12 protein-coding genes are annotated in these 21927 nt (G+C 71.8%); 9 read left to right on the top strand and 3 right to left on the bottom strand.

The features are described from left to right. Positions 1-40 precede the first annotated feature (40 nt). The gene (locus ABTZ99_RS33645; protein WP_499617069.1) at positions 41-835 is read left to right on the top strand and encodes a helix-turn-helix domain-containing protein; all 795 of its coding nucleotides are present in this window, start codon (positions 41-43) and stop codon (positions 833-835) included. A gap of 10 nt (positions 836-845) precedes the next feature. Here the strand turns inward: ABTZ99_RS33645 and ABTZ99_RS33640 are convergent, their stop codons facing one another. Then, positions 846-3725 carry a glycosyl hydrolase family 95 catalytic domain-containing protein gene (locus ABTZ99_RS33640; protein WP_499617067.1) on the bottom strand — a complete coding sequence of 960 codons (2880 nt, stop codon included), beginning with the start codon at positions 3723-3725 and terminating at the stop codon, positions 846-848. Between the two features lie 604 nt (positions 3726-4329). Here ABTZ99_RS33640 and ABTZ99_RS33635 point away from each other — a divergent pair. Continuing rightward, positions 4330-7020: an RICIN domain-containing protein gene (locus ABTZ99_RS33635; RefSeq protein WP_499617065.1), complete on the top strand. Its 2691-nt coding sequence runs from the start codon at positions 4330-4332 to the stop codon at positions 7018-7020. Positions 7021-7122: 102 nt separating this feature from the next. On the opposite strand, the gene ABTZ99_RS33630 is transcribed toward ABTZ99_RS33635, so the two are convergent. Together ABTZ99_RS33630 and ABTZ99_RS33625 are read right to left on the bottom strand one after the other, a co-directional pair. Beyond that, the gene (locus ABTZ99_RS33630) at positions 7123-7686 is read right to left on the bottom strand and encodes a DJ-1/PfpI family protein (RefSeq protein ID WP_499617062.1); all 564 of its coding nucleotides are present in this window, start codon (positions 7684-7686) and stop codon (positions 7123-7125) included. 213 nt (positions 7687-7899) lie between these two features. Further along, on the bottom strand, positions 7900-8157 hold the full coding sequence (locus ABTZ99_RS33625; RefSeq protein WP_499617060.1) for a LuxR C-terminal-related transcriptional regulator: 258 nt from the start codon (positions 8155-8157) through the stop codon (positions 7900-7902). Positions 8158-8963: 806 nt separating this feature from the next. Here ABTZ99_RS33625 and ABTZ99_RS33620 point away from each other — a divergent pair. The 7 genes from ABTZ99_RS33620 to ABTZ99_RS33590 all read left to right on the top strand — a co-directional run bounded on the left by ABTZ99_RS33620 (position 8964) and on the right by ABTZ99_RS33590 (position 21754). Then, complete coding sequence (locus tag ABTZ99_RS33620) at positions 8964-14348, top strand: ThuA domain-containing protein (protein WP_499617057.1); 5385 nt, start codon at positions 8964-8966, stop codon at positions 14346-14348. A gap of 325 nt (positions 14349-14673) precedes the next feature. Further along, on the top strand, positions 14674-15948 hold the full coding sequence (locus tag ABTZ99_RS33615) for an ROK family transcriptional regulator (protein ID WP_499617055.1): 1275 nt from the start codon (positions 14674-14676) through the stop codon (positions 15946-15948). Further along, the gene (locus ABTZ99_RS33610) at positions 15945-17459 is read left to right on the top strand and encodes a sugar ABC transporter ATP-binding protein (protein ID WP_498781918.1); all 1515 of its coding nucleotides are present in this window, start codon (positions 15945-15947) and stop codon (positions 17457-17459) included. Before ABTZ99_RS33615 ends, ABTZ99_RS33610 begins: the two co-directional genes overlap by 4 nt. Continuing rightward, a complete protein-coding gene (locus tag ABTZ99_RS33605; RefSeq protein ID WP_498781916.1) occupies positions 17456-18484 on the top strand; it encodes an ABC transporter permease in 1029 nt (342 codons plus the stop codon). The genes ABTZ99_RS33610 and ABTZ99_RS33605 overlap by 4 nt, the downstream gene beginning before the upstream one ends. A 34-nt stretch (positions 18485-18518) precedes the next feature. Beyond that, positions 18519-19553 (top strand): substrate-binding domain-containing protein, encoded by a 1035-nt coding sequence (locus tag ABTZ99_RS33600; protein WP_498781915.1) that lies wholly within the window; start codon positions 18519-18521, stop codon positions 19551-19553. Positions 19554-19592: 39 nt separating this feature from the next. After that, on the top strand, positions 19593-20732 hold the full coding sequence (locus tag ABTZ99_RS33595; protein ID WP_498781992.1) for a Gfo/Idh/MocA family protein: 1140 nt from the start codon (positions 19593-19595) through the stop codon (positions 20730-20732). Between the two features lie 14 nt (positions 20733-20746). Continuing rightward, a complete protein-coding gene (locus ABTZ99_RS33590) occupies positions 20747-21754 on the top strand; it encodes a sugar phosphate isomerase/epimerase family protein (RefSeq protein ID WP_499617050.1) in 1008 nt (335 codons plus the stop codon). Positions 21755-21927: the final 173 nt, after the last annotated feature.

The raw sequence follows: 21927 nt of genomic DNA, 5'->3' as shown, positions 1-21927 counted from the left end.
GGTAATGGGTCGTGCTCACCATTAGTGGTAATTTTTCACCATGGATCACGTGACGGTCCGGCTGGACGCGCCGCCGGTCGTGGCCAACCTGGGCGTGGCCGTGCACGGTGTGGCGAGCCGTCGCGACGAGTTCCTGCTGCCCGAGCTGTGGCAGCTGCACCTCTACGGCTACACCGCCGAGCTGACCGTCGGCGGCACGACGCACCCCATCCGACCGGGGCACGTGAGCCTGGTCCCGCCCGGCGTGCGGGTGTCGTACCGCTACCGAGGTCGGTCCGAGCACCTCTACGCGCACCTGCGCCTGCCCGGGAAGGGCCCGGCGCTGACCGTGCCGGTCATGCAGCACGCCGGGGTGGACACACCGCTGCTCGCCGGGCTGCTGCGGCACGCCATCGCGGTCGCGCCGAGGTCCGCGGCCATGGCGCAGGCGGAAGTCTGGACGGTGTTGTGGCGGGTGGCCGACCTGGCGGTGTCCGGGAAACCGCACGGCGCGGTGGCCGCGGCGGTCTCGCACGTCGAGGCGAACCTGGCGGGACCGCTCACCGTGCCCGCCGTCGCCGCCGCCGCGGGCGTCTCGCACAACCACCTGACCAGGCTGTTCCACGCCGAGATGGGGCACACCGTGGTGGCCTACATCCGACGGCGCAGGCTGGCGCGGGCCCGCCACCTCCTGCGCGAGTCGACGTTGCCCATCCCGGCAGTCGCGGCGGCGGTGGGGTTCGACGACCTCCAGGCGTTCAACAAGGCGTGCCGCCGCGAGCTCGGGGCCTCGCCGCGAGCCGTGCGCGCCGGAGCGGACGGGCACGGCACGAGCACGCCGGTCACCGACGGGTGAGCCCCGGTCGTCAGGTGACGATCCTCCACTCCTGGTTGGCGCCGCCGTTGGCGGGCCACTGGACGACTCGGGCTCCGTCCGCCGTCGAGCCGCCCTCGACGTCCACGCACAGCCCGGTGCGGACGTTGACGATGCGGTGGTGGCCGCCTCCCGCGTCGACGAGCCGCCACCACTGGTTGTCGCCGCCCGTGTCCGGCCACTGGTCGAGCTGAGCCCCTTGTCCCGACCCGGTGAGCAGGCGGCCGCTGTGCCGGGCGACGAGCCGGAACGAGCCGTCCGGGTTCGGGAGGAACTGCCACTGCTGGTTGGTGCTGCCGGTCTGGGTCCACTGGATGACCTTGGCGCCGTCGGCGGTGCTCGCGCCGGTGACGTCCAGGGCCTTGCCGCTCGCCCGGTTGACCAGCCGGTGCCAGCCGGTCGGCAGGGAGGTGGCGGGCAGGGACACGGTGACGTCCGTGCGTTGCCCGGCGGTCAGCGTGACCTGGCGGGCGTGGTTGCCCAGTGGCGAGGCGGTCACGGGCGCCGACGTCGTCACCGACGCCATCCCGGGCCGGCTGATCAGGGTCACCTGCTGGTCGACGGCGGAGGTGAGCGAGAGCGTGGCCGTACGGGCGGCGAGGTCCCAGCCGAAGGTGTGGACGTGGATCCGGCCGCGGGCCCGCACGCCGGTGATCGAGCCCTTGGCCAGTTGCGCGGGCAGCGCCGGGAGGATTTCGAGCACGCCGGGACGGGAGTAGATCAGCGCTTCGGCCAGCACGGCGGGGATCGCGTTGGCGGCGTCGGCGTTGTAGATGTCCAGGTCGGGGTTGTGCGAGGTCATCAGGGACTTGAAGACCATGTTGTTGCCGATGATCTTGCGCAGGTTGTCGTAGACCTTGCCGCCGTCCTTGAGCCGCGCGCCGGCCAGGGCCCGGTGCAGGCTGCCGTGCGCGGAGATGTTCTGGTCGCCGCGCAGTTCCAACGCGCGCACCGCCGGGCGGACCAGCTCGGGCTTCTCCTCGGGGTTGATCTCGTGCAGCGGCCACGCGCCGTAGAGGTGGTGGACGTGCCGGTGGTCGTAGCGGTCGGTCAGGGTCGGCCACGACCACTCGGCGAGCGCGCCGTCGCCGTTGATCCGGTAGGCGGGGATCCTGGCCAACAGCGCCTTCCAGCGTGCGACGCCCTGGCCCGCGCCTTGTTCGACACCGAGCGCGTCGGCGGCCGAGATGGCGGCCTGGAGGGCGTGCCTGCCGGCCATGACGTCACCGGTCGCGTTGACCGCCAGCAGGACGCCGGTGTTGCCGGGGCTGTTCTCCATCGAGAACGACGGCACGAACACGACCTTGCCGTTGGCGTCCGTGCGGGTCAGGAAGTCCTCGTAGAACAGCGCGAGCTCCATCAGCGCGGGGCCGAGCTCGTCGCGCAGGAACGCGTGGTCGCCGGTGACCTCGTAGTACTCGATCAACGGGTACAGCAGCCAGTCGGCGCCGCCGGTCCAGGTCTGGCCGGGGAAGCCCGGGTCGAAGTGCAGCATGTGCCCGTACTCGCCGTCGGTGCGGGACGGTGCGAGGAAGCCGCGGGCGCCGTAGAGGTTGCGCGCGTTGGTGCGCCAGTGCGCGAGCTGGCCGAGGACGAGGGAGAAGTACCCCCGCATGGCCTCGGTCGTGTCGAGGATGTTGCCGCCGGCGACCTGGAGGTTGACGTTCGCGTCGGTGGTGAAGTCGTCGGCCCACGCGCCGGACCACGTGCCGGTCCAGATGCCGGTCAGCCGCGGTGGCAGGATGCCGCTGGAGCTGAGGAAGAAGTACCGGCCCGAGTCGTAGAGGCGTTCGAGCAACGCGAGGTCGATGACGTCCCGGTCGCCGTTCTGGCGGGCGATCAGCTCGCTGGCGGACAGCCGCCGGTCGGCGTCGGACACGTTCAGGTCCAGCCGCGAGCGGTCGTACACCGCGGTGTGGATCGCGGTGTGCCGGGAGCTCAGCGCGGAGTAGTCGGCCCCGAGCGCCGCCAGCCGGGCGTGCAGCGGCCGGGAGTCCCAGGCGGTCGAGGTCTCGTACCGGTCCAGTGCGGTGAGCAGCAGCAGTCGGGTCGCGCCGGTCACCACGATGGCCGACCCGTTCGCGCTGACCGTGCCGCCGGTCGGGACGACCCGGGTGACGCCCTCGTAGCCGAACGCGCCCTGCCCGGTCGCGTAGGCGCCGCGCAGGTTCAGGTAGCCCGAGCCGCCGCTGACGGTGGCCAGGGTGGTGTAGCGCAGGCCGGCGGGCAGCCCTTCGAGTGCGGTGTGGACGGTGAGCGTGGCGTCCACGGTCCGCCCGGTCGCCGGCCGCAGCTCGTGGACGATCACCCGGTCGGCCCGGGAGGCGAACGCGCGGCGGGTCCAGGCGCCGTAGCCGTCGGTCCACGTGGAGGTGACCTCACCGGTGCGGAAGTCGGTCACGCGGGCGTAGTCGTTGACCGTCGTCGTGCCGGGAGTGGAGATCCGGAGCTCGTAGGCGGGGTGGTAGGTCTGCGTCCACCGCAACGACCACCCGGCCGCGAAGTCCCGGTTCGCGCCGGCGTAGTCGCCCGCGAGGGCCTTGTCCCGCGCGGCTTCCAGCCGTCCGGCGGTCACCGGCGGGGTGAGGGAGCGGGTGCCGTTCGGCAGGACCAGCCGGTGGTAGTTGAAGATCACCTTCTCCAGGGCCGGCGCGCCGTGCAGCAGTGCGCCGTACTCGCCGTTCCCGGTCACGAAGCCGTCGGTCCAGGACGTCGCGTGACCGGTGTCGTGGATGCCGCGCTCCGGCAGGGTGACGTGCGGCGGCACGGCGGCGTTCGCCCGTCCGCCAGACAGTCCGCCGGGGACGGCCGCGGCTCCGGTCGCCAACGCGGCGAGGGCGAGGAAGCCCCTCCGGTCCACTGGGCCGTCCATCACGCACGCTCCTTCGTCCGGTGAGGGGCACGGGTGGTGCCCGGCCGTCGGGCGGACGGTCGGGCAACCACCCCTCGTGGCGTGTCGGCGGCATGCCCGCCCTCGTGCGAGCGGCGGACCGACATGGGATGGATTTATAGATCGCGTGGTGGGCGCCTGTCCAGACCCGTGCGGCCGAATGGGCCAAGTGGCGGGGTTGTCGGGCTGGTCAAGGCCTTGAGTCGGCACCGGTCGCGAAGCTCGGGGTGGCGAGGTCCCTGCGAATCGATGGGATGTCTTGCCGGCCTGTCGTTGCCGTGGGCAGCCATCGATCGGGCGGCAGATAAGCATACTTATTGCTTGACGTGGGGTGGCGCTGCTGCTCTCATGGACTACCAGGCCACGCGTCCGGATCCTGCCTGTGCCACCGCAATCGACGCTGCGCTCAGGTCATGTCGCTCGTCCCGGGCACGGGCCGATGAGGCCGGGATCAGTAGTACCCATCGTGCACGGCACCCGCCCCGTCCGGATCGCCTGACGGGAACCCACCCAGCTGCCCCCAGCGCGGTGGAGGCCGGCGTGCGCGGCGAACACTCCGATCGGACCGAGCGAAAGGGCAAAGAAGGTGAAACCAGCCAAGACCGCCGCGAGAACGTTGGTAGCGATCGCGGTGTTCGTGTCCGCCGCGCTGCTGCCGACCTTCGCGGACCAGTTCCAGGCCTCGGCCGCCACCCAGGCGACGTACTACGTCGCCCCTGACGGCAATGACGCCAATCCTGGGACGATCACGGCGCCGTTCAAGACCGTGCAGCGCGCGCGGGACGTCGTCCGCACGGTCAACGCGAACATGACCGGCGACATCCTCGTGTACCTCCGCGGCGGCAACTACCAGGTGAGCAGCACCATCGACTTCACCCCCGCCGACTCGGGCACGAACGGGTTCCGGGTCGTGTACTCCGCGTACCAGAACGAGACGCCGGTGCTGAGCGGCGGCGTGCAGGTGACCGGGTGGACGCAGCACGGCGGCAACATCTGGAAGGCCCCGCTCAACCGCGGCAACAAGCTGCGGGCGCTCTACGTCAACGACAAGCGCGCCGTCATGGCCACCAAGACGATCGCGTCCCAGGGCTGCTACGGCACTTACAACGTCAACGCCGGCCAGGCCCCGTGGGCGTGGGAATCGGGCTCGCAGTGCGACGGCGCCAAGTACGGCATGGCCGACCTGCCCGCCATCTCCCGCAACCCCGACGACCTCGAGATCGAGACGGCGACCACCTGGCAGACCGCCATCGTGGGCGTCCGCCAGGTCACCACGAGCAGTGACGGCTCCGGCCGGGTCGCGCTGTTCCAGCAACCGGGCGGGGCCATCGCCCAGGGGGCGTTCAACGGCAACTTCCAGGTCGGCGGCAGCCACAAGCTCATGAACGCCTACGAGTTCCTGGACTCGCCGGGCGAGTTCTACTTCGACCGGGCCGCCCAGACGGTCTACTACTACAAGGCCGCCGCCGACAACATGGCGACGGCGACGGTGTACGCGCCGAACAACGTGGCCACCCTGCTCCGGGTCGCCGGCACGTCGACGACAAACCACGCCCGCAACATCACCTTCTCCGGCATCACGGTGCAGCACTCCGACTGGAACCTGTTCACCGTGGCCGGTTCGGCGTTCAAGCAGGCCCAGCAGGGCAACCTGGGCAACACCGCGTACGTCAAGGGCAACTTCCACGCCTACTACTACCGCAACGTCGACACCGCGCCGGGCGCCATCCAGCTGGAGAACGCCGACGGCATCCAGTTGCTCCGCAACCGGGTGCAGCACACCGGTGTCGATGCCATCACCCTGGTCAACGACGTGCAGAACACGCAGTTGATCGGGAACTTCACCAACGACGTCGGTGGGTCCGCCATCAACGTGGGCCACCCGCAGCACGTCTACATCGGCGACCACACGTCGTCCAACCGCGAGAAGTACTCCGCGCAGGTCGAAGGACTCCCGAAGAACATCGAGATCAAGAACAACTACCTGTACGACAGCGCGGTGCTGTTCAACGGGCACAGCCCGATCTCGGCGTTCTTCGTCGACACCCTGACCGTGCAGCGCAACCGGATCGAAAAGGCGCCGTGGAACGGCATCACGATGGGCTGGGGCTGGTGGAACTTCGACGGCTCATCGGGCTCCATCGCACCCAACCGCCCCACGACCACCGCGCGGAACAACACCATCAGCCACAACCACATCATCGACACGGTCCAGCGCCTCAACGACACGGCACCCATCTACACGCTGGGCAGCCAGCCGAACACCACGATCACCAACAACTACCTCCAAGGCGTCCCGTCCGGGCACAAGTACGGACTCCACCCGGACGAGGGTTCGGCGTACATCACCTTCCGCGACAACGTCCTGAGCGTGGACAAGAACGTCACGTGGATGGTCAACTCCGACGACTTCGGCCGCAAGCACGACCTGAGCATCACCCAGACCTACGGGCCGATCAACAAGGTCTCCAACAAGAACCTGCCGAACAGCACCATCCACGACATCATCGTGTCGTCGGACTACGTGTGGCCCGCGCCGGCGCACAGCATCGCGGTGAGCTCCGGCCTGGAGGACGCGTACCGGGACATCATCCCGCCGAGCCTCCTCTCCCTGCCGGACTACGTCCTGCCGGACAGCACGTACGTGGGCGCCGGCACGGCCTCGATCCCGATCCGCAGCGCAGGCGACCAGGCGAAGACCGTCTGGCTCGCGCCGCAGGGCACGACCAGCTTCGCCGTCGGCCCGACGATGACCAGGGCGGGCGGCACCGCGACGACCATCGACGTGCCGGCCACGTCCGGTGACTACCGGCTCTACGTCGTGGACGCGCAGGGCAACCGGTCGTCCGAGTCGAAGTCGCTCGCCCGGCGGCAGGGCGGCGGTCAGCAGGGCGTCACGATCGTCGGCGGCCAGTCCGGCCGGTGCGTCGACATCCCCGGGTCGGCCACGACCAACGGCGCCCAGGCCCAGCTGTGGGACTGCCACGGCGGCGCCAACCAGCGCTTCACCCACACCTCGGGCAAGCAGTTGCAGGTGGCCGGGACGAAGTGCCTGGACGCCAACAACCAGGGCACCGCCAACGGCACCACCGTGGTGATCTGGGACTGCAACGGGCAGACCAACCAGCAGTGGAACGTCAACGCCAACGGCACCATCACCGGCGTGCAGTCCGGGTTGTGCCTGGACGCCAGTGGAGCGGGCACCGCGAACGGCACCAAGCTCATCCTCTGGTCCTGCGGGACCGGCGCCAACCAGCAGTGGAGCCTGCGCGCCTGACCCGTGTCCGGTCGCCCGACCGGACACGTCGGCCGACCACGAAACGCCTTGGCCGGTCACCGATCTGCTGTCCAGATCGATGACCGGCCAAGGGCCGTGCGGTCAGGCGGGAACCTGCGACTTCTCCAGCACGGCCATGAACGCACGTGACCAGAGGGGGAGGTCCGGCCAGCCGCGGCAGGACACCATCGCTCCGTCGACGACGTCGGGCTCGTCCACGAACGTCGCGCCGGCCTGCTCCATGTCCGCCCTCAGCGGCGGGAAGGCCGCGGTCGTGCGGCCGCGCAGGAGGCCCAGGGCGGCAGGCACCTGCGGGCCGTGGCAGATCGTGCCGACGGGCAGGCCGCGGTCGAAGAAGTGGCGGACGACGCGGGCCACGTCGGGGCTCGTCCGGATGTACTCCGGCGCGCGCCCGCCCGGGATCACCAGGCCGTCGAACTCCTCGGGATCGACGTCGCCGAACGCCAGGTCCACCGGCAGCAGGTGGCCGGGCTTCTCGGTGTAGGCGTCCCAACCGGGCTCGAAGTCGTGGACCACCAGTTTGACCGCGCGCGTGGTGGGGGCGGCCACGACCGCCTCGTGCCCACCCTCGCGCAGCCGGAAGACCGGGTACATCGAGTCGAGTTCCTCGGCGGCGTCCGCCGTCAGGACCAGCACCCGAGCCATGCTCGCTCCTCGTCCCCGCCCGGAGCGCCGCCGTGTCCTCCGAGGCTTGCGGACGGCATCGGGACGCTCGGGCGGACTAGATTTCGAACCGGTTCGATCATCGAACCGGACCGTACGCGCCGGCGGTGACCGGCACAATCGCCCGGACAGGTGTCCGGCCGGTTCCGCGAGGTCGTGCCCCGGAGCAGTCCGGAGTGGACGGTCGTGCCGACGTCACACCCAGCCCCGCTCGCACGCGATCACGCCCAGCTGGAAGCGCGAGCGCACGCCCAGCAGGTTCTGCAGGCGCGTGATCCGGCGGTGCACGGTGCGGGGGCTGACCCCCAGCTCCCGCGCGATGGCCTCGTCGATCGCACCCGTGCGCATGAGCAGCAGCAGCCGTCGCGTGCCGGGCGTGGGTTCGAGGTCCACCTCGTCCACGTCCTCCACGACGGCCGACGGGGTCAGTTCCACCGGCTCAACCGCGGTCATGGCGAGCCGACCCGCGGGCGTCGGGTTCCCGCGCGGACGAGGTCGTCGATCGGCACATGGCGGATACACCTCACACGGTGGTCGGGATGCGTCCTACTCTTGGCTTCGGCGAGCGGACGGCCCGCGTCCGTCCTGCGCCTGGGGTCGGCCGCCCCCGCGACGGCCTCCAGCACACATGACAGCGGTCACCTGCCGCCGAGTCAAGGCGAAGAGCCGCGCGACGTGAAATTCGTCCGGACTCGGCCGGTTTGGTCGACGGCGGTGCCGGGGCCATGGACCACCAATCGAGGTTGCCCCGGCCCGCCCGATGAGTCATACTCATCGGCCAGTGCAGGTCAGGGCTTCGGGGTTGATGCCGGAGCCGGAGGCGCCGGTCGTTCTGGTCCGGGTCGGCCGGGTGGTGCCCGCCGATCGCCCCGTGATCGTCGCGGGCGCGCGTGCTCGACCGTCCACTCAGGATTCTTCTAGTCTTGCCCCCTGTCATGCGGCAGCGCTCCTGCGTTCGGCTCAATCCCGTCCCTGCAAGGGATTTCGCGCGGGGCGACGGACGTGCGGGCGCGCGCAGTGTCCAGCGGCGAGGCGGCGGAGTAAAGCCGCCGAATGCGCTAGTCGCGGATTCCGGGCAGGTAGGGGGATTGGCGAGTTGTGGACACGTCGTCGACCTTGACCCTCCGGAAAACGCGTCATTAGTTTGTTTAGCCGACAGACGAATCTGTGATCAGCCGTTCGGCGTGTGCATCGGGTTGGAGGCCTCAATGGTGAGCTCGTCCAGACGCGGCAGGAGACGGTGGTCGACCATCGGGGTCGTGGCGGCGTTGCTCGGGTCGCTGCTCTCCTTGGCCGCACCGGCCCAGGCGCACCCCGGCCACGGCGACGAGACGTTCAAGGCCCTCGTCTTCGCCAAGACCGCCGGCTTCCACCACCCGTCGATCGACGCGGGCGTCGCCGCGGTCCGCCGGCTCGGCGTCGAGCACGGCTTCACCGTGGACGCCACCGTCGACGCCGCCGCGTTCACCGACGCCAACCTCGCCGAGTACGAGGTCGTGGTCTTCCTCTCCACCACCGGCGACGTCCTCGACGCCACCCAGCAGGCCGCCTTCGAGCGCTACATCAAGGCGGGCGGCGGGTACGCGGGCGTGCACGCCGCTTCCGACACCGAGTACGACTGGGCCTGGTACGGCGACCTGGTGGGCGCCTACTTCTCCGGCCACCCCGCGCCGCAGGACGCGACCGTCAAGGTCACCGACCCGGCGCACCCGTCGACGGCCGGCCTGCCGCAGTCGTGGCGCCGCTTCGACGAGTGGTACAACTTCCGCGCCGACCCCTCGGCGAAGGTGCACGTGCTGGCCGAGCTGGACGAGACCAGCTACAGCGGCGGCACGATGGGGTCGAGCCACCCGATCGCCTGGTGCCAGGACTACGACGGCGGGCGCTCCTGGTACACGGGCCTGGGCCACGGCGACGAGTCCTACGCCGAACCGGCGTTCCTGGACCACCTGCTCAAGGGCATCCAGACCGCGGCGGGCGTCGTGGAGGCCGACTGCTCGGCCACCCGGACCGACGCCTTCGAGAAGGTCACCCTCGACGACACCACCGCCAACCCGATGGAACTCGCGATCGCCGACGACGGCCGCGTGTTCTACATCGACCGCAACGGCGCGGTGCGGGTCGTCCGGCGTGACGGCGCGGTCGTCACCGCGGGCACCCTGAACGTCTACACCGGACAGGAGTTCGGCCTCCTCGGCATCGCCCTGGACCCCGACTTCGCCACCAACGGCCACCTCTACCTGTACTACTCGCCCGCGGGCACTGAGGCCGTCGACCGGGTCTCCCGGTTCACGCTGCAAGGCGACGCGATCGTGCCTGGCAGCGAGAAGGTCCTGCTGACCGTCACGACCCAGCGCGAGCAGTGCTGCCACGCGGGCGGGGCGCTGGAGTTCGACAACGACGGCAACCTCTACATCACCACGGGCGACAACACCAACCCGTTCGCCTCCGACGGGTACGCGCCGCTCGACGAGCGCGCCGGCCGCTCGGCCTGGGACTCCCAGCGCTCCTCGGCCAACAGCGACAACCTCAACGGCAAGATCCTGCGCATCACCCCGCAGGCCGACGGCACCTACACCGTGCCGGCGGGCAACATGTTCCCCGCCGGCACCGCCAAGACCCGGCCCGAGATCTACGCCATGGGCTTCCGCAACCCGTTCCGCATCGGCCTGGACCCGCTGACCAACAAGCTCCAGGTCGCCGACTACGGCCCCGACGGCGGTCAGAGCGACCCCCGGCGTGGTCCGGACGGCCGCGTCGAGTGGAACGTCGTGGACCGGCCGGGCTTCTACGGCTGGCCGTACTGCGTCGGTGACAACACCCCGTACGTCGACTACGACTTCGCCACCGGCGCGTCCGGCGAGCAGTTCGACTGCGCCGCCCCGGTGAACGACTCGCCGAACAACACCGGGATCACGCAGTTGCCCGCCGCGATCGGCACGAAGATCTGGCAGGGCAAGACCAGCACGGGCAACCCGGAGATCGGTGGCAGCGGCGCGCCCATGGCGGGCGGCACCTACCGGTACGACGCCGACCTCGCCTCCGAGCGCAAGTGGCCCGCCTACTGGGACGGCAAGGCGATGTGGGGCGACTGGAACGACGGCAGGCTGTTCTCGCTCCAGCTGACCGAGGACGGCACCGGTGTGTTCGACATCAGCAGGATGCTGCCCGGCATGGCGTTCAACCGCGTGCACGCCATGCAGTTCGGCCCGGACGGCGCGCTGTACGTGATCGAGTGGGGCTCCGGTTTCGGCGGCAACAACGCCGACAGCGGCGTCTACCGCATCGACTACGTGCGCGGCGACCGGGCTCCGGTCGCGGTCGCGAAGGCGGACAAGACCTCCGGGCACGCACCGCTGACCGTGCGGTTCGACTCGGCCGGGTCGCGCGACCCCGACGGTGACGCGCTCACGTTCGCGTGGGACTTCGACGGCGACGGCGACACCGACAGCACCGAGGCCGCGCCCGGCCACACCTACACCGCGAACGGCGACTACACCGCCCGGCTCACCGTCACCGACCAGGGGGGCAGGTCCGCGGTCGCCAACGTGCGCATCGTCGTGGGCAACACGCCTCCCGTGGTCACGTTGACCGCGCCGGTCGACGGCGGCTTCATCGACTTCGGCGACCAGGTGTCCTACCGCGTCACGGTCACCGACGCCGAGGACGGCTCCGTCGACTGCCAGGACGTCGTCGTGCAGCCCGCCCTGGGCCACGACGAGCACTCCCACGGCTACGAGCAGTACCGCGGCTGCGAGGGCCTGGCGCTGATGTCCGGCGACGAGGGCCACGTGGGCGCGGACATCTTCGGCGTCCTCACGGCGAAGTACACCGACCAGGGCGGCGACGGCGCGTCCCCGCTGACCGGCGAGTCGATCCTGGTGCTGCAGCCCAAGCACAAGGAGGCCGAGTTCCACACCGCGACCGGCCGCACCGCGGACGGCGTCGGCGACGACGCGGCGGGCGTGGAGAAGGAGAGCACCACCGACACCGGCGGCGGCCAGAACATCGGGTTCATCACCGACGGCGACTGGTTCTCGCTGCGCCCGGCCACCCTGGAAGGCATCGACCAGGTGCGGTTCCGCGTGGCGTCGGGTTCCGAGGGCGGCCGGATGGAGGTCCGCGTCGGCGCGCCGGACGGCCCGCTCGCGGGCACGGCGACCTTCGCCGCCACGGGCGGCTGGCAGAACTGGACCACCGTCACCGCCGACCTCGCCGACGACGTGCCGGCCGGGTCCGAGCTGTACTTCGTCACCCGCAGGCCGCAGGGCAGCACCACGACCAGCTACCTGGTCAATGTGAACTGGCTGGAGTTCGCCGGTCGCGGCGTGACGCACAACCAGCGGCCCGCGGTCGAGGCCACGGCCACCACGACGTCGGGCACCGCGCCCCTGAAGGTCGACTTCACGGCGTCGGCCACCGACCCGGACGGCGACACCCCGATCAGCTACACGTGGGTGTTCGGCGACGGCGGCACCGCCACGGGCTCGTCGGTCAGCCACACCTACACCGCCGCGGGCAGGTTCACCGCCAAGGTCACCGCGACCGACGCGCGGGGCGCGAGCGGGACGAGGACCATCCCGATCACCGTCCGCGCGCCCGACGTCACCTGCTTCTCCGGCCGTTCCGACGACTTCCTCGGCACGACGCTCGACCGGGACCGGTGGACCACCGTGGTGCGGGAGAACCAGGACCTCGCGGTGCGCGACGGCCGGCTGGTGATCCCGACCGCCAACTCCGACATCTACGGCACCACCAACACCACGCCCAACGTCGTGCTCCAGGACCTGCCGTCCGGGCCGTTCCAGGCCACGACCAAGGTGCGCGTGCCCGTGCGGCGGGCCTACCAGCAAGCCGGCCTGGTGATCTACGGCGACGACGACAACTACGCCAAGATGGTGCTGCAGGCCCGGTCGGACACCGACGACGCGGCGAGCCGGATCTTCCAGTTCATCCGCGAGGAGGCCGGGCAGCCCAACGAGGTCGGCGAGTCGAACACCGCGGCGCTGGGCGCGGCGTTCCCCGACGAGGTCTGGGTCCGGTTCACCAGCGACGGGCAGAACCTGACCGCGTCCTACAGCGCGGACGGTCAGGCGTTCACCGACATGCCGCAGACCAAGGCGCTGGCGGGCATGGTGAACCCCAAGGTCGGCCTGCTCTCGCTCGTGGGCGGCGGCGGTGACCGCCCGGTGGTGGACGCCGAGTTCGACTGGTTCACCCTCACCCCCGACGAGACCGCGTCGGTGGCGCCGGACGACGACTTCGCGGGCTCCGCGCTGGACGGGTGCCGCTGGAACGCCGTGGTCCGACCCGACCCGAACCGCTACGGCGTGTCCGACGGCAGCCTGCGCATCGACACCAGCGACGGCGACATCTACGGCGGCTCGGCCGACGACCCGGCCAACTTCATCCTCCAGCACGCGCCCGAGGGCGACTGGGTGATCGAGACGGAGGTCGACGCGTCGGCGTTCGACGAGCGCTACCAGCAGGCCGGGCTGATCGCCTACGCGGACGACGCGAACTACGTGAAGCTCGACCACATCGCCACCAACGAGGCGGGCACGCCCGTCCAGCGCGGCGTGGAGCTGCGGACGGAGAGCGGCGACGTGGTGGGGCAGCCGCAGCCCGGCGTCGGCGGCCTCACCGGGGGCGTGTGGCACCTGCGGCTGGCCAAGTCCGGCGCCACCTACACCGGGTCCTACAGCGCGGACGGGCAGGAGTGGACGTCGCTCGAACCGGTGGTCAACGAGAACCTGGCCGGGGCGCGGATCGGCCTGTTCGCCCTCGGCGGCGGTCAGACCGCGTCCAAGCCCGCCAAGTTCGACCACTTCCGGGTGAGCACCGACCGCACGGCCCCGGTGCTGTCGGTCGTCACCGACCCGGCGTCGCCGGGCACGGGCGGGTGGTGGACGGGTCCGGTGGCCGTCACCGCCTCCGCGACCGACGACGGCAACGGGCCGGTGCGCGTCGAGTACCGGGTGGGCGAGGGCGACTGGGCGCAGTACGCGGCGCCCCTGTCGTTCGCCGACGACGGTGAGCGGGTGGTGGCGTTCCGCGCCTCCGACGCCGCGGGCAACGTCTCGGCGGAGAAGTCCGCGACCGTCAGGATCGACCGCACCGCACCGCGGCTCACCGTGAAGGCGGACAACGCGCCCGGCCCCGAGGGTTGGTGGACGCAGCGGGCCCTGGTGTCGGCGACCGCCACCGACGAGACGTCCGGCGTCGCGATGCTGGAGCACCGGCTCGACGGCGGCCCGTGGCGGCCCTACACCGGCGCCGTGTCCGTGGGCGACGGCAGGCACCGGGTCGCGGTGCGGGCGACCGACGCGGCGGGCAACACCTCCGCCGAGCAGGCGATCGACGTGAAGGTGGACACCGCGCCGCCGGTCACGTCGGCCAAGCGCGGCTCGTCCGCCTCCCGGGTCCGGCTCACCGCCTCCGACGCCACCTCCGGCGTGGCCCGCACCGAGTACCGGATCTCCGGCGGCGCGTGGCAGGTCCACCGGGGCGGTGAGATCAAGATCAGGCCGAACGGCCGGGAGTACCTGGAGTACCGGTCGATCGACGTGGCGGGCAACGTCGAGGCCACCGGCCGGTACACACCCCGGCCGGGTCGCGACGACGACTCCCTGCCGCACCTCTAGCGGGCCGGGCGGGGCCCACCGGCATGGGCCCGCCCGACCGATCCCGCCGGCGGGGTCAGCTCCACCGACCCCGCCGGCGGACCACCACTCCACCGACGCCGCCGGCGGTCACCAACCCACCGACCCACCAACCCGCCACCCGGCCGACCCGCTGGTCAACCCACCGGCGTGCCACCACCCCGCCTACCCCCAGCGGGCCGCCACCCACCGAGGCACAACCCGGCCGACCCCGGCGGTGATCACCACCTCACCGGCACCGCCGGGCCACCACCCACGTCCACCCCGGCCGACGCCCACGTCCACCCGGCCGACCTCGAGGAGCGCCATGAAGGACAGGCCGACTCGCCTGCGTGCGGGCAGCTCGGCCGCGGACCAGGTCACGGTCCGCCGGCACAACCTCTCCGTCGTCCTGTCGCACCTGCGCGACCACGGGCCCCGGTCGCGGGCCCGGCTCGCGGGGGAGACGGGGCTGAACAAGGCCACCGTGTCCAGCCTGGTGGCCGAGCTCGTGGAACGCGGACTGGTGGGGGAGGGGGAGACCGAGCGGGCCACCGTCGGGCGGCCCGGCCAGATCATCCGGCTCGACGGCGAGCACGTCGTCGCGGTGGGGGCCGAGGTCAACGTCGGCTACCTGTCGGTGCTCGTGCTCAACCTGCGCGGTCAGGTCGTGGCACGCCGGCGGATCGCGCTGGACACCGCCGCGCTGGAACCGGCGTTCGTGCTGGCCCGGCTGGGGCGGCTGCTGGACGCCGCGCTGGTCGGCGTCGCGGCCCGCCCGGTGGGCGTCGCCATCGCCGTGCCCGGCCTGGTCGAGGCCGACACCGGCGTGGTGCGCGCCGCGCCCAACCTGGGGTGGACCGACGTGCCGGTGGTCGCCGAGATCAGCAGGTTGCTCGGCGAGCCGCCGTACCCCGTGCTGCTGGACAACGAGGCGAACCTCGCGGCGCTGGCCGAGGTGGAGGCGCAGGGCCTGGACCGCGACGGCGACCTCATCCTGGTCACCGGCGCGACCGGCGTCGGCGGCGGCGTCGTGGTGGGCGGGCGACTGCTGCGCGGCGCGCACGGCTTCGCGGGCGAGGTCGGGCACATGAGGGTCCGCGCGGACGGACCGCCGTGCGCGTGCGGCCACCGGGGCTGCTGGGAAGCCGCCGTCGGCCTCAACGCCCTGCTCGCCGCCGTCGCCGAGCGCGAACCGGTCCACGAACCCGAGCACGACCCGCTGCCGGACCTGGAACGCAGGCTCGCCGAGATCGGCGACCGGGCCGCGGCGGGCGACGCGCGGGTGCTGGCCGCCATCGCCGACATCGACCGGTGGCTCACCATCGGCGCGAGCATCCTGGTCAACGTCTTCAACCCGCACCTGCTCGTCCTCGGCGGCTACTTCGCCGCGCTGCGGCCGTGGATCGCCGGTTCGCTGCGCGAGGAGCTGCGCGGCCACGTCTTCGCCCGGGACGTCGGCGGCACGCGGGTGGCGTTCTCGCCGCTGGGCTTCACCGGCTCCGTGCGCGGCGGTGCGTCGCAGATCCTCGACCGCGTCTTCCGCGACCCCGTGCTCGTCGAGCCGGTCGACAAGCCCCTGGCACAGGAGGAAACCGTATGACGACCACGACGGCCCCGCTGCTGTCCGTCCGGGGCGTGGTGAAGCGCTTCCCCGGTGTGACGGCCCTGGGCGGCGTCGACTTCGACGTGCGCGCCGGCGAGGTGCACTGCCTGCTCGGCCAGAACGGCGCCGGCAAGTCGACGCTGATCAAGGTGCTGGCCGGCGCGCACCGCCCGGACGAGGGCGAGATCCGGTGGCGGGACGAGGTCGTGTCGTTCGACAACCCGACCGCCGCGATGCGCAGCGGCGTGGCGGCCATCTACCAGGAGCTGGACCTGGTGGCCGGGCTGTCCGTCGCCGACAACGTCTTCCTCGGCCACGAGCTGTCCACGGCCGGCTTCACCCGCCGCGCCGAGGCACACCGCCGCACCCGGGCCCTGCTCGAGCGGCTCGGCCACCCGGACATCCCGCCGGACCGCGACGTCGGCCGGCTGTCGGCGGCGAACCAGCAGATCGTGAGCATGGCGCGCGCCCTGTCCCGCGACGGGCAGCTGCTGATCATGGACGAGCCGTCGGCGGTGCTGGACCAGGACGAGGTGCGCACCCTGTTCCGGGTCATCCGGGAGTTGACCGCCCAAGGCGTGGCGATCGTCTACATCTCGCACCGGATGGAGGAGATCCGCGAGATCGGCGACCGGGTCACCGTGCTGAAGGACGGCCGCACGGTCGCCACCGGCCTGCCCGCCGCGCAGACCCGCACCGCCGACCTGATCCGGCTCATGACCGGGCGTGACGTGGAGTACGCCTTCCCGCCGCGCGAACCGGTCGACCCGGCCGCGCCCGAGGTGCTGGTGGTGCGCGGACTGGCCGCCGGGCAGCGGTTCGCCGGGGTGGACCTCACCGTCCGCGCGGGCGAGGTGGTCGGGCTCGCCGGTCTCGTCGGGTCGGGTCGGTCGGAGATCCTGGAAGCCGTCTACGGCGCGCGCAAACCGACGGCGGGCACCGTCGAGGTGGACGGCCGGCGGCTGCGGCGGGGGAGCGTAGGCGCGGCCGTGCGCGCCGGGGTCGGGCTGTGCCCGGAGGAGCGCAAGAGCCAGGGGCTGCTGCTGGACCAGGCCGTGTACCGCAACGTCACGGTGTCCACCTTGTCGGCGTTCGCCCGGTTCGGCTTCCTCGACAACGGCGCCGAGCGCGCGCGCACGCAGGAGTTGACCACGGCGCTGGACGTCCGCCCGCCGGGCGTGGAACGGGCGGTGCGCACGCTGTCGGGAGGCAACCAGCAGAAGGTCGTGCTGGCGCGGTGGCTGCTCCGCGAGTGCCGCGTGCTGCTGCTCGACGAGCCGACCCGGGGCGTGGACGTCGGGGCGCGCAGCGAGATCTACGAGCTGATCCGCGACCTGGCCGGCCGCGGCGTCGCCGTGGTCGTCGTGTCCAGCGAGGTGGAGGAGGTCCTCGGCCTCGCCGACCGGGTGCTGGTCGTGCGCGAAGGCCGGGTGGTCCACGAAGGGCCGGCCGCCGAGATCGACGAATCCCGGGTCCTCGACCTGGTCATGGAAGGAACCGCCGCATGAGCAAGAACGCCGCCGCCACCACCGCGGCCGACCCGCCGACGACGGAGCACGCGAAGCGCGGCGTCACCGCGCTGCTCGGGTCCGCCGCCGGCCGCAACACCGGTCTCGTCGTCGCCCTGGTCCTGCTGTGCCTGGTCGGTGTGGCCACTGCGGGCGACCGGTTCGCCGACGTCGACAACGTGCTCACCATCCTGCGCCTGGCCTCGGTCATCGGCGTGGTCAGCGTCGGCATGACGTTCGTGATCACCGGTGGCGGGATCGACCTGTCCGTCGGCGCGATCGTGGCGCTGTCCTCGGTCTGGGCCACGACGCTCGCCACCCAGGCCATGGCCAACGACACCCACTGGCTGGTCGTCGTGTTCGCCGCGCTCGCCGTGGGCGCCGGCTGCGGCGTGGTCAACGGCCTGCTGATCGCCTACGGCCGGATCGTGGCGTTCATCGCGACGCTGGCCATGCTCGCCGCCGCCCGCGGCTTGGCCGAGATCATCTCCAACCGCAAGACCCAGATCGTGGACGTGCCGGGCTTCTCCGCGTTCTTCGACGCCTCGGTGCTCGGCGTGCCCGTGCTGGTGGTGATCTTCGCGCTGGTGGCCGTCGTGGGGTGGGTGGTGCTCAACCGCACCACGTTCGGGCGGCGGACGTTCGCCGTCGGCGGCAACCCGGAGGCCGCCCGGTTGGCCGGGATCGACGTGCGGCGGCACACCGTGCTGCTCTACACGTTGCTGGGCGTGTGCTGCGGGATCGCCGCGGTCATGCTCGTCGCCCGCACCACGACCGGCAGCTCCACCCACGGCGGCCTCTACGAGCTGGACGCCATCGCCGCGGTCGTCATCGGCGGCACGCTGTTGTCCGGTGGTCGCGGCACGATCGCGGGCACCGTGTTCGGCGTGCTGATCTTCACCACGCTGTCGAACGTGTTCACCCTCAACAACCTCTCCATCTCCGCGCAGGCCGTCGCGAAGGGCGCGATCATCGTGGTCGCCGTCCTGCTCCAGCAGCGGTTGGCCCGTCGCAGCGGTGCTTGACCCCGACCCCGCCGCCATTTCGAGGAGCATTCCCATGTCACGCAAGGCAACAACCCGTCTCATCGCCGCGCTCTCGGTCGGTCTCGCGCTCACCGCCTGCACGGGCAACACCCCCGAACCCCAGGCCGGCAGCGGCAACCAGGGCGGCGCCAAGGTCGCCAACGACGAGCCCGGCGAGAAGGTCGTCATCGGCTTCTCCGCGCCCGCCGCCGACCACGGCTGGATGGCCGCGATCACCAACGCCGCCAAGGCGGAGGCGGAGAAGTACTCCGACGTGGAGCTGAAGGTGGTGGAGGGCACCAACGACGTCAACCTCCAGATCAGCCAGGTCGAGACGTTCATCAACGACAAGGTGGACGCGATCGTGCTGCTGCCGTTCGACGGCGCGGCGCTGACGCCGGTGGCGCTCAAGGCGATGAAGGCCGGCATCACGGTGATCAACGTCGACCGCGAGTTCGGCAGCCCGTTCGCGGCGCGCTCGACCGTGCTGGGCGACAACTACGGCATGGGCGTGTCGGCGGGCACCTACATCTGCGAGGAGCTCAAGGGCAAGTCCGGCGCGGTCGTCGCCGAGATCGCCGGCATCGACTCCCTCCCGCTGACCCAGGACCGCAGCAAGGGCTTCGCCGACGCCCTGGGCGACTGCGGGTTGAAGGTGGCCAACCGGGTCGCGGCCGAGTTCACCGTGGAGAGCGGGGAACGGGCCGCGGCGAACCTGCTCCAGGCCGCGCCGCGCATCGACGCGATCTGGAACCACGACGACGACCAGGGCGTCGGCGTCACCGCGGCGATCAAGAACTCCGGCCGCGACGAGTTCTTCCTGGTCGGCGGCGCGGGCTCGGCCAACGTCATGCGGGAGATCAAGGCGGGCAACGGCCTGCACAAGGCCACCGTGGTCTACCCCTCCACGCAGGGCGCGGACGGCATCCGGCTGGCCCGGCTGGCGGTGCAGGGCAAGAGCCTCGGAGACTTGGTCGAGGTCGAGGTGCCGCGCCAGGTCGAGCTGTTCGCCCCGGTCGTCACCAAGGACAACGTCGACCGCTACCTGCCCACCGCCTTCGAGTCCTAGGAGATCACCGCTGTGACGACAGCGACGTTGGGTATCGCGATGATCGGCCACGCCTTCATGGGTGCCGCGCACTCGCAGGCGTGGCGCGTCGCGCCGCGCTTCTTCGACCTGCCGCTGCACCCGGCCATGGCCGTGGTCTGCGGCCGGGACCGGGACCGCACCGAGGCCGCCGCCCGGCGACTGGGCTGGGCGGAGGCCGTGACCGACTGGCGGGCCGTGCTGGACCGGGACGACGTGCGGGTGGTGGACATCTGCACGCCCGGTGACACGCACGCGGAGATCGCCATCGCGGCGCTGGAGGCGGGCAAGCACGTGCTGTGCGAGAAACCGCTCGCCAACACCGTCGCCGAAGCCGAGGCGATGGCGGCCGCGGCGGCCGTCGCCGCCGAGGCGGGCGTGCGCGCCATGGTCGGGTTCACCTACCGGCGCGTGCCCGCGCTGTCCCTCGCCCGCGACCTCGTGGCACAGGGGCGGCTGGGACGCGTGCACCACGTGCGGGCCCAGTACCTCCAGGACTGGATCGTGGACCCGGCCGCGCCGCTGTCGTGGCGGTTGCAGAAGGAGAAGGCGGGATCGGGCGCGTTGGGCGACATCGGCGCGCACATCGTCGACGCCACCCAGTTCATCCTCGGCGACACGATCCGCGAGGTGTCCGGGACGTTGGAGACGTTCGTGTCCGAGCGGCCCCTGGCCGCCGAGCACTCCGGGCTGTCGGGCACCGCTTCGTCGGCCGGGACGGGGCCGGTCACCGTGGACGACGCGGCGCTGTTCCTGGCCCGGTTCACCGGTGGCGCGCTCGGCTCGTTCGAGGCCACCCGGTTCGCCAACGGCCGCAAGAACGCCATCCGCATCGAGGTCAACGGCTCCGCCGGCAGCCTGGCGTTCGACTTCGAGGACATGAACGTCCTGCACTACTACGACGGGACCGACGACGCCGCCACCGCGGGCTTCCGGCGCATCGTCGTCACCGAACCCCAACACCCCTACGTCGACGCCTGGTGGCCGGCGGGCCACGGCCTGGGCTACGAGCACGCGTTCACCCACCAGGCCGTCGACTTCGTCCGCGCCGTGGCCGCCGGGACCGACCCCGCCCCGTCGTTCGCCGACGGGCTGCGGTTGCAGCGCGTCCTGGCCGCCGTCGAGGCGAGCGCGGCGTCCCGCACCTGGCGAGACGTCTGAGAGGAGAACGAGAGATGGCGCGTCCGATCACGTTGTTCACCGGCCAGTGGGCCGACCTGCCGTTCGAGGAGGTCGCCCGGCTGGCCGCCGAGTGGGGCTACGACGGCCTGGAGATCGCCTGCTGGGGCGACCACCTCGACCCCTGGCGCGCGGCCGAGGACGACGACTACGTGCGCGATCGGCTCGACGTGCTGGCCAAGCACGACCTGAAGGTGTGGACGATCTCCAACCACCTCACCGGCCAGGCCGTGTGCGACGACCCGATCGACGAGCGCCACCGGGGCATCCTGTCACCCCGCATCTGGGGCGACGGCGACCCCGAGGGCGTGCGGCAGCGCGCGGCCGAGGAGATGAAGGCGACCGCGCGGGCCGCCGCGAAGCTCGGTGCGGGCACCGTCGTCGGGTTCACCGGCTCCTCGATCTGGAAGACCGTCGCGATGTTCCCGCCCGTGCCGCCGTCGATGATCGACGCCGGCTACCAGGACTTCGCCGACCGCTGGAACCCGATCCTCGACGTGTTCGACGAGGTCGGCGTCCGCTTCGCGCACGAGGTGCACCCCTCCGAGATCGCCTACGACTACTGGACCACCGTGCGCACCCTGGAGGCGATCGGGCACCGGCCCGCGTTCGGCCTCAACTGGGACCCGTCGCACTTCGTCTGGCAGGACCTCGACCCGGTGAGCTTCCTGTGGGACTTCCGCGACCGCATCTACCACGTCGACTGCAAGGACGCCCGCCGCCAGGTCGGCGACGGGCGCAACGGGCGCCTCGGCTCCCACCTGCCCTGGGCCGACCCCCGACGCGGCTGGGACTTCGTCTCCACCGGCCGCGGCGACGTGCCGTGGGAGCGGTCGTTCCGGATGCTCAACACCATCGGCTACGACGGCCCGGTCAGCGTCGAGTGGGAGGACGCCGGCATGGACCGGCTCGTCGGCGCGCCCGAAGCCCTGGAGTTCGTGCGGCGCAACGCGTTCGAAGCGCCGTCGGCCTCCTTCGACGCCGCCTTCTCCACGGGCGGCTGAACGGGTGCGGTGACCGTCGAGGCTCGCGGTGGGGCCGCCGCGCCGGGCCGCCCCCGCGGGGGTCAGCGCCGCCCCGGCGGGCGCGCGGCCGCGGCGGCGGCGGGCGCCCCGCGCGCCGTCGACCCGGGCCTCCAGGCCCGCCATCCGCCACCCCAGCGCGTCCAGCCGGCCCG

It is taken from the genome of Actinosynnema sp. NPDC002837 (assembly GCF_040295345.1).
GTDB lineage: Bacteria > Actinomycetota > Actinomycetes > Mycobacteriales > Pseudonocardiaceae > Actinosynnema.
The sequence above is the reverse complement of the archived record's forward strand: the minus strand, read 5'-3'. Positions and strand labels throughout refer to the sequence as shown.

Bases quoted from the DNA above. Each gene is read 5' to 3' on its own strand.
- ABTZ99_RS33645 (WP_499617069.1), top strand. From the start codon at position 41: ATGGATCACGTGACGGTCCGGCTGGACGCGCCGCCGGTCGTGGCCAAC.
- ABTZ99_RS33640 (WP_499617067.1), bottom strand. From the start codon at position 3,725: ATGGACGGCCCAGTGGACCGGAGGGGCTTCCTCGCCCTCGCCGCGTTG.
- ABTZ99_RS33630 (WP_499617062.1), bottom strand. From the start codon at position 7,686: ATGGCTCGGGTGCTGGTCCTGACGGCGGACGCCGCCGAGGAACTCGAC.
- ABTZ99_RS33625 (WP_499617060.1), bottom strand. From the start codon at position 8,157: ATGACCGCGGTTGAGCCGGTGGAACTGACCCCGTCGGCCGTCGTGGAG.
- ABTZ99_RS33615 (WP_499617055.1), top strand. From the start codon at position 14,674: ATGAAGGACAGGCCGACTCGCCTGCGTGCGGGCAGCTCGGCCGCGGAC.
- ABTZ99_RS33610 (WP_498781918.1), top strand. From the start codon at position 15,945: ATGACGACCACGACGGCCCCGCTGCTGTCCGTCCGGGGCGTGGTGAAG.
- ABTZ99_RS33605 (WP_498781916.1), top strand. From the start codon at position 17,456: ATGAGCAAGAACGCCGCCGCCACCACCGCGGCCGACCCGCCGACGACG.
- ABTZ99_RS33600 (WP_498781915.1), top strand. From the start codon at position 18,519: ATGTCACGCAAGGCAACAACCCGTCTCATCGCCGCGCTCTCGGTCGGT.
- ABTZ99_RS33595 (WP_498781992.1), top strand. From the start codon at position 19,593: ATGATCGGCCACGCCTTCATGGGTGCCGCGCACTCGCAGGCGTGGCGC.
- ABTZ99_RS33590 (WP_499617050.1), top strand. From the start codon at position 20,747: ATGGCGCGTCCGATCACGTTGTTCACCGGCCAGTGGGCCGACCTGCCG.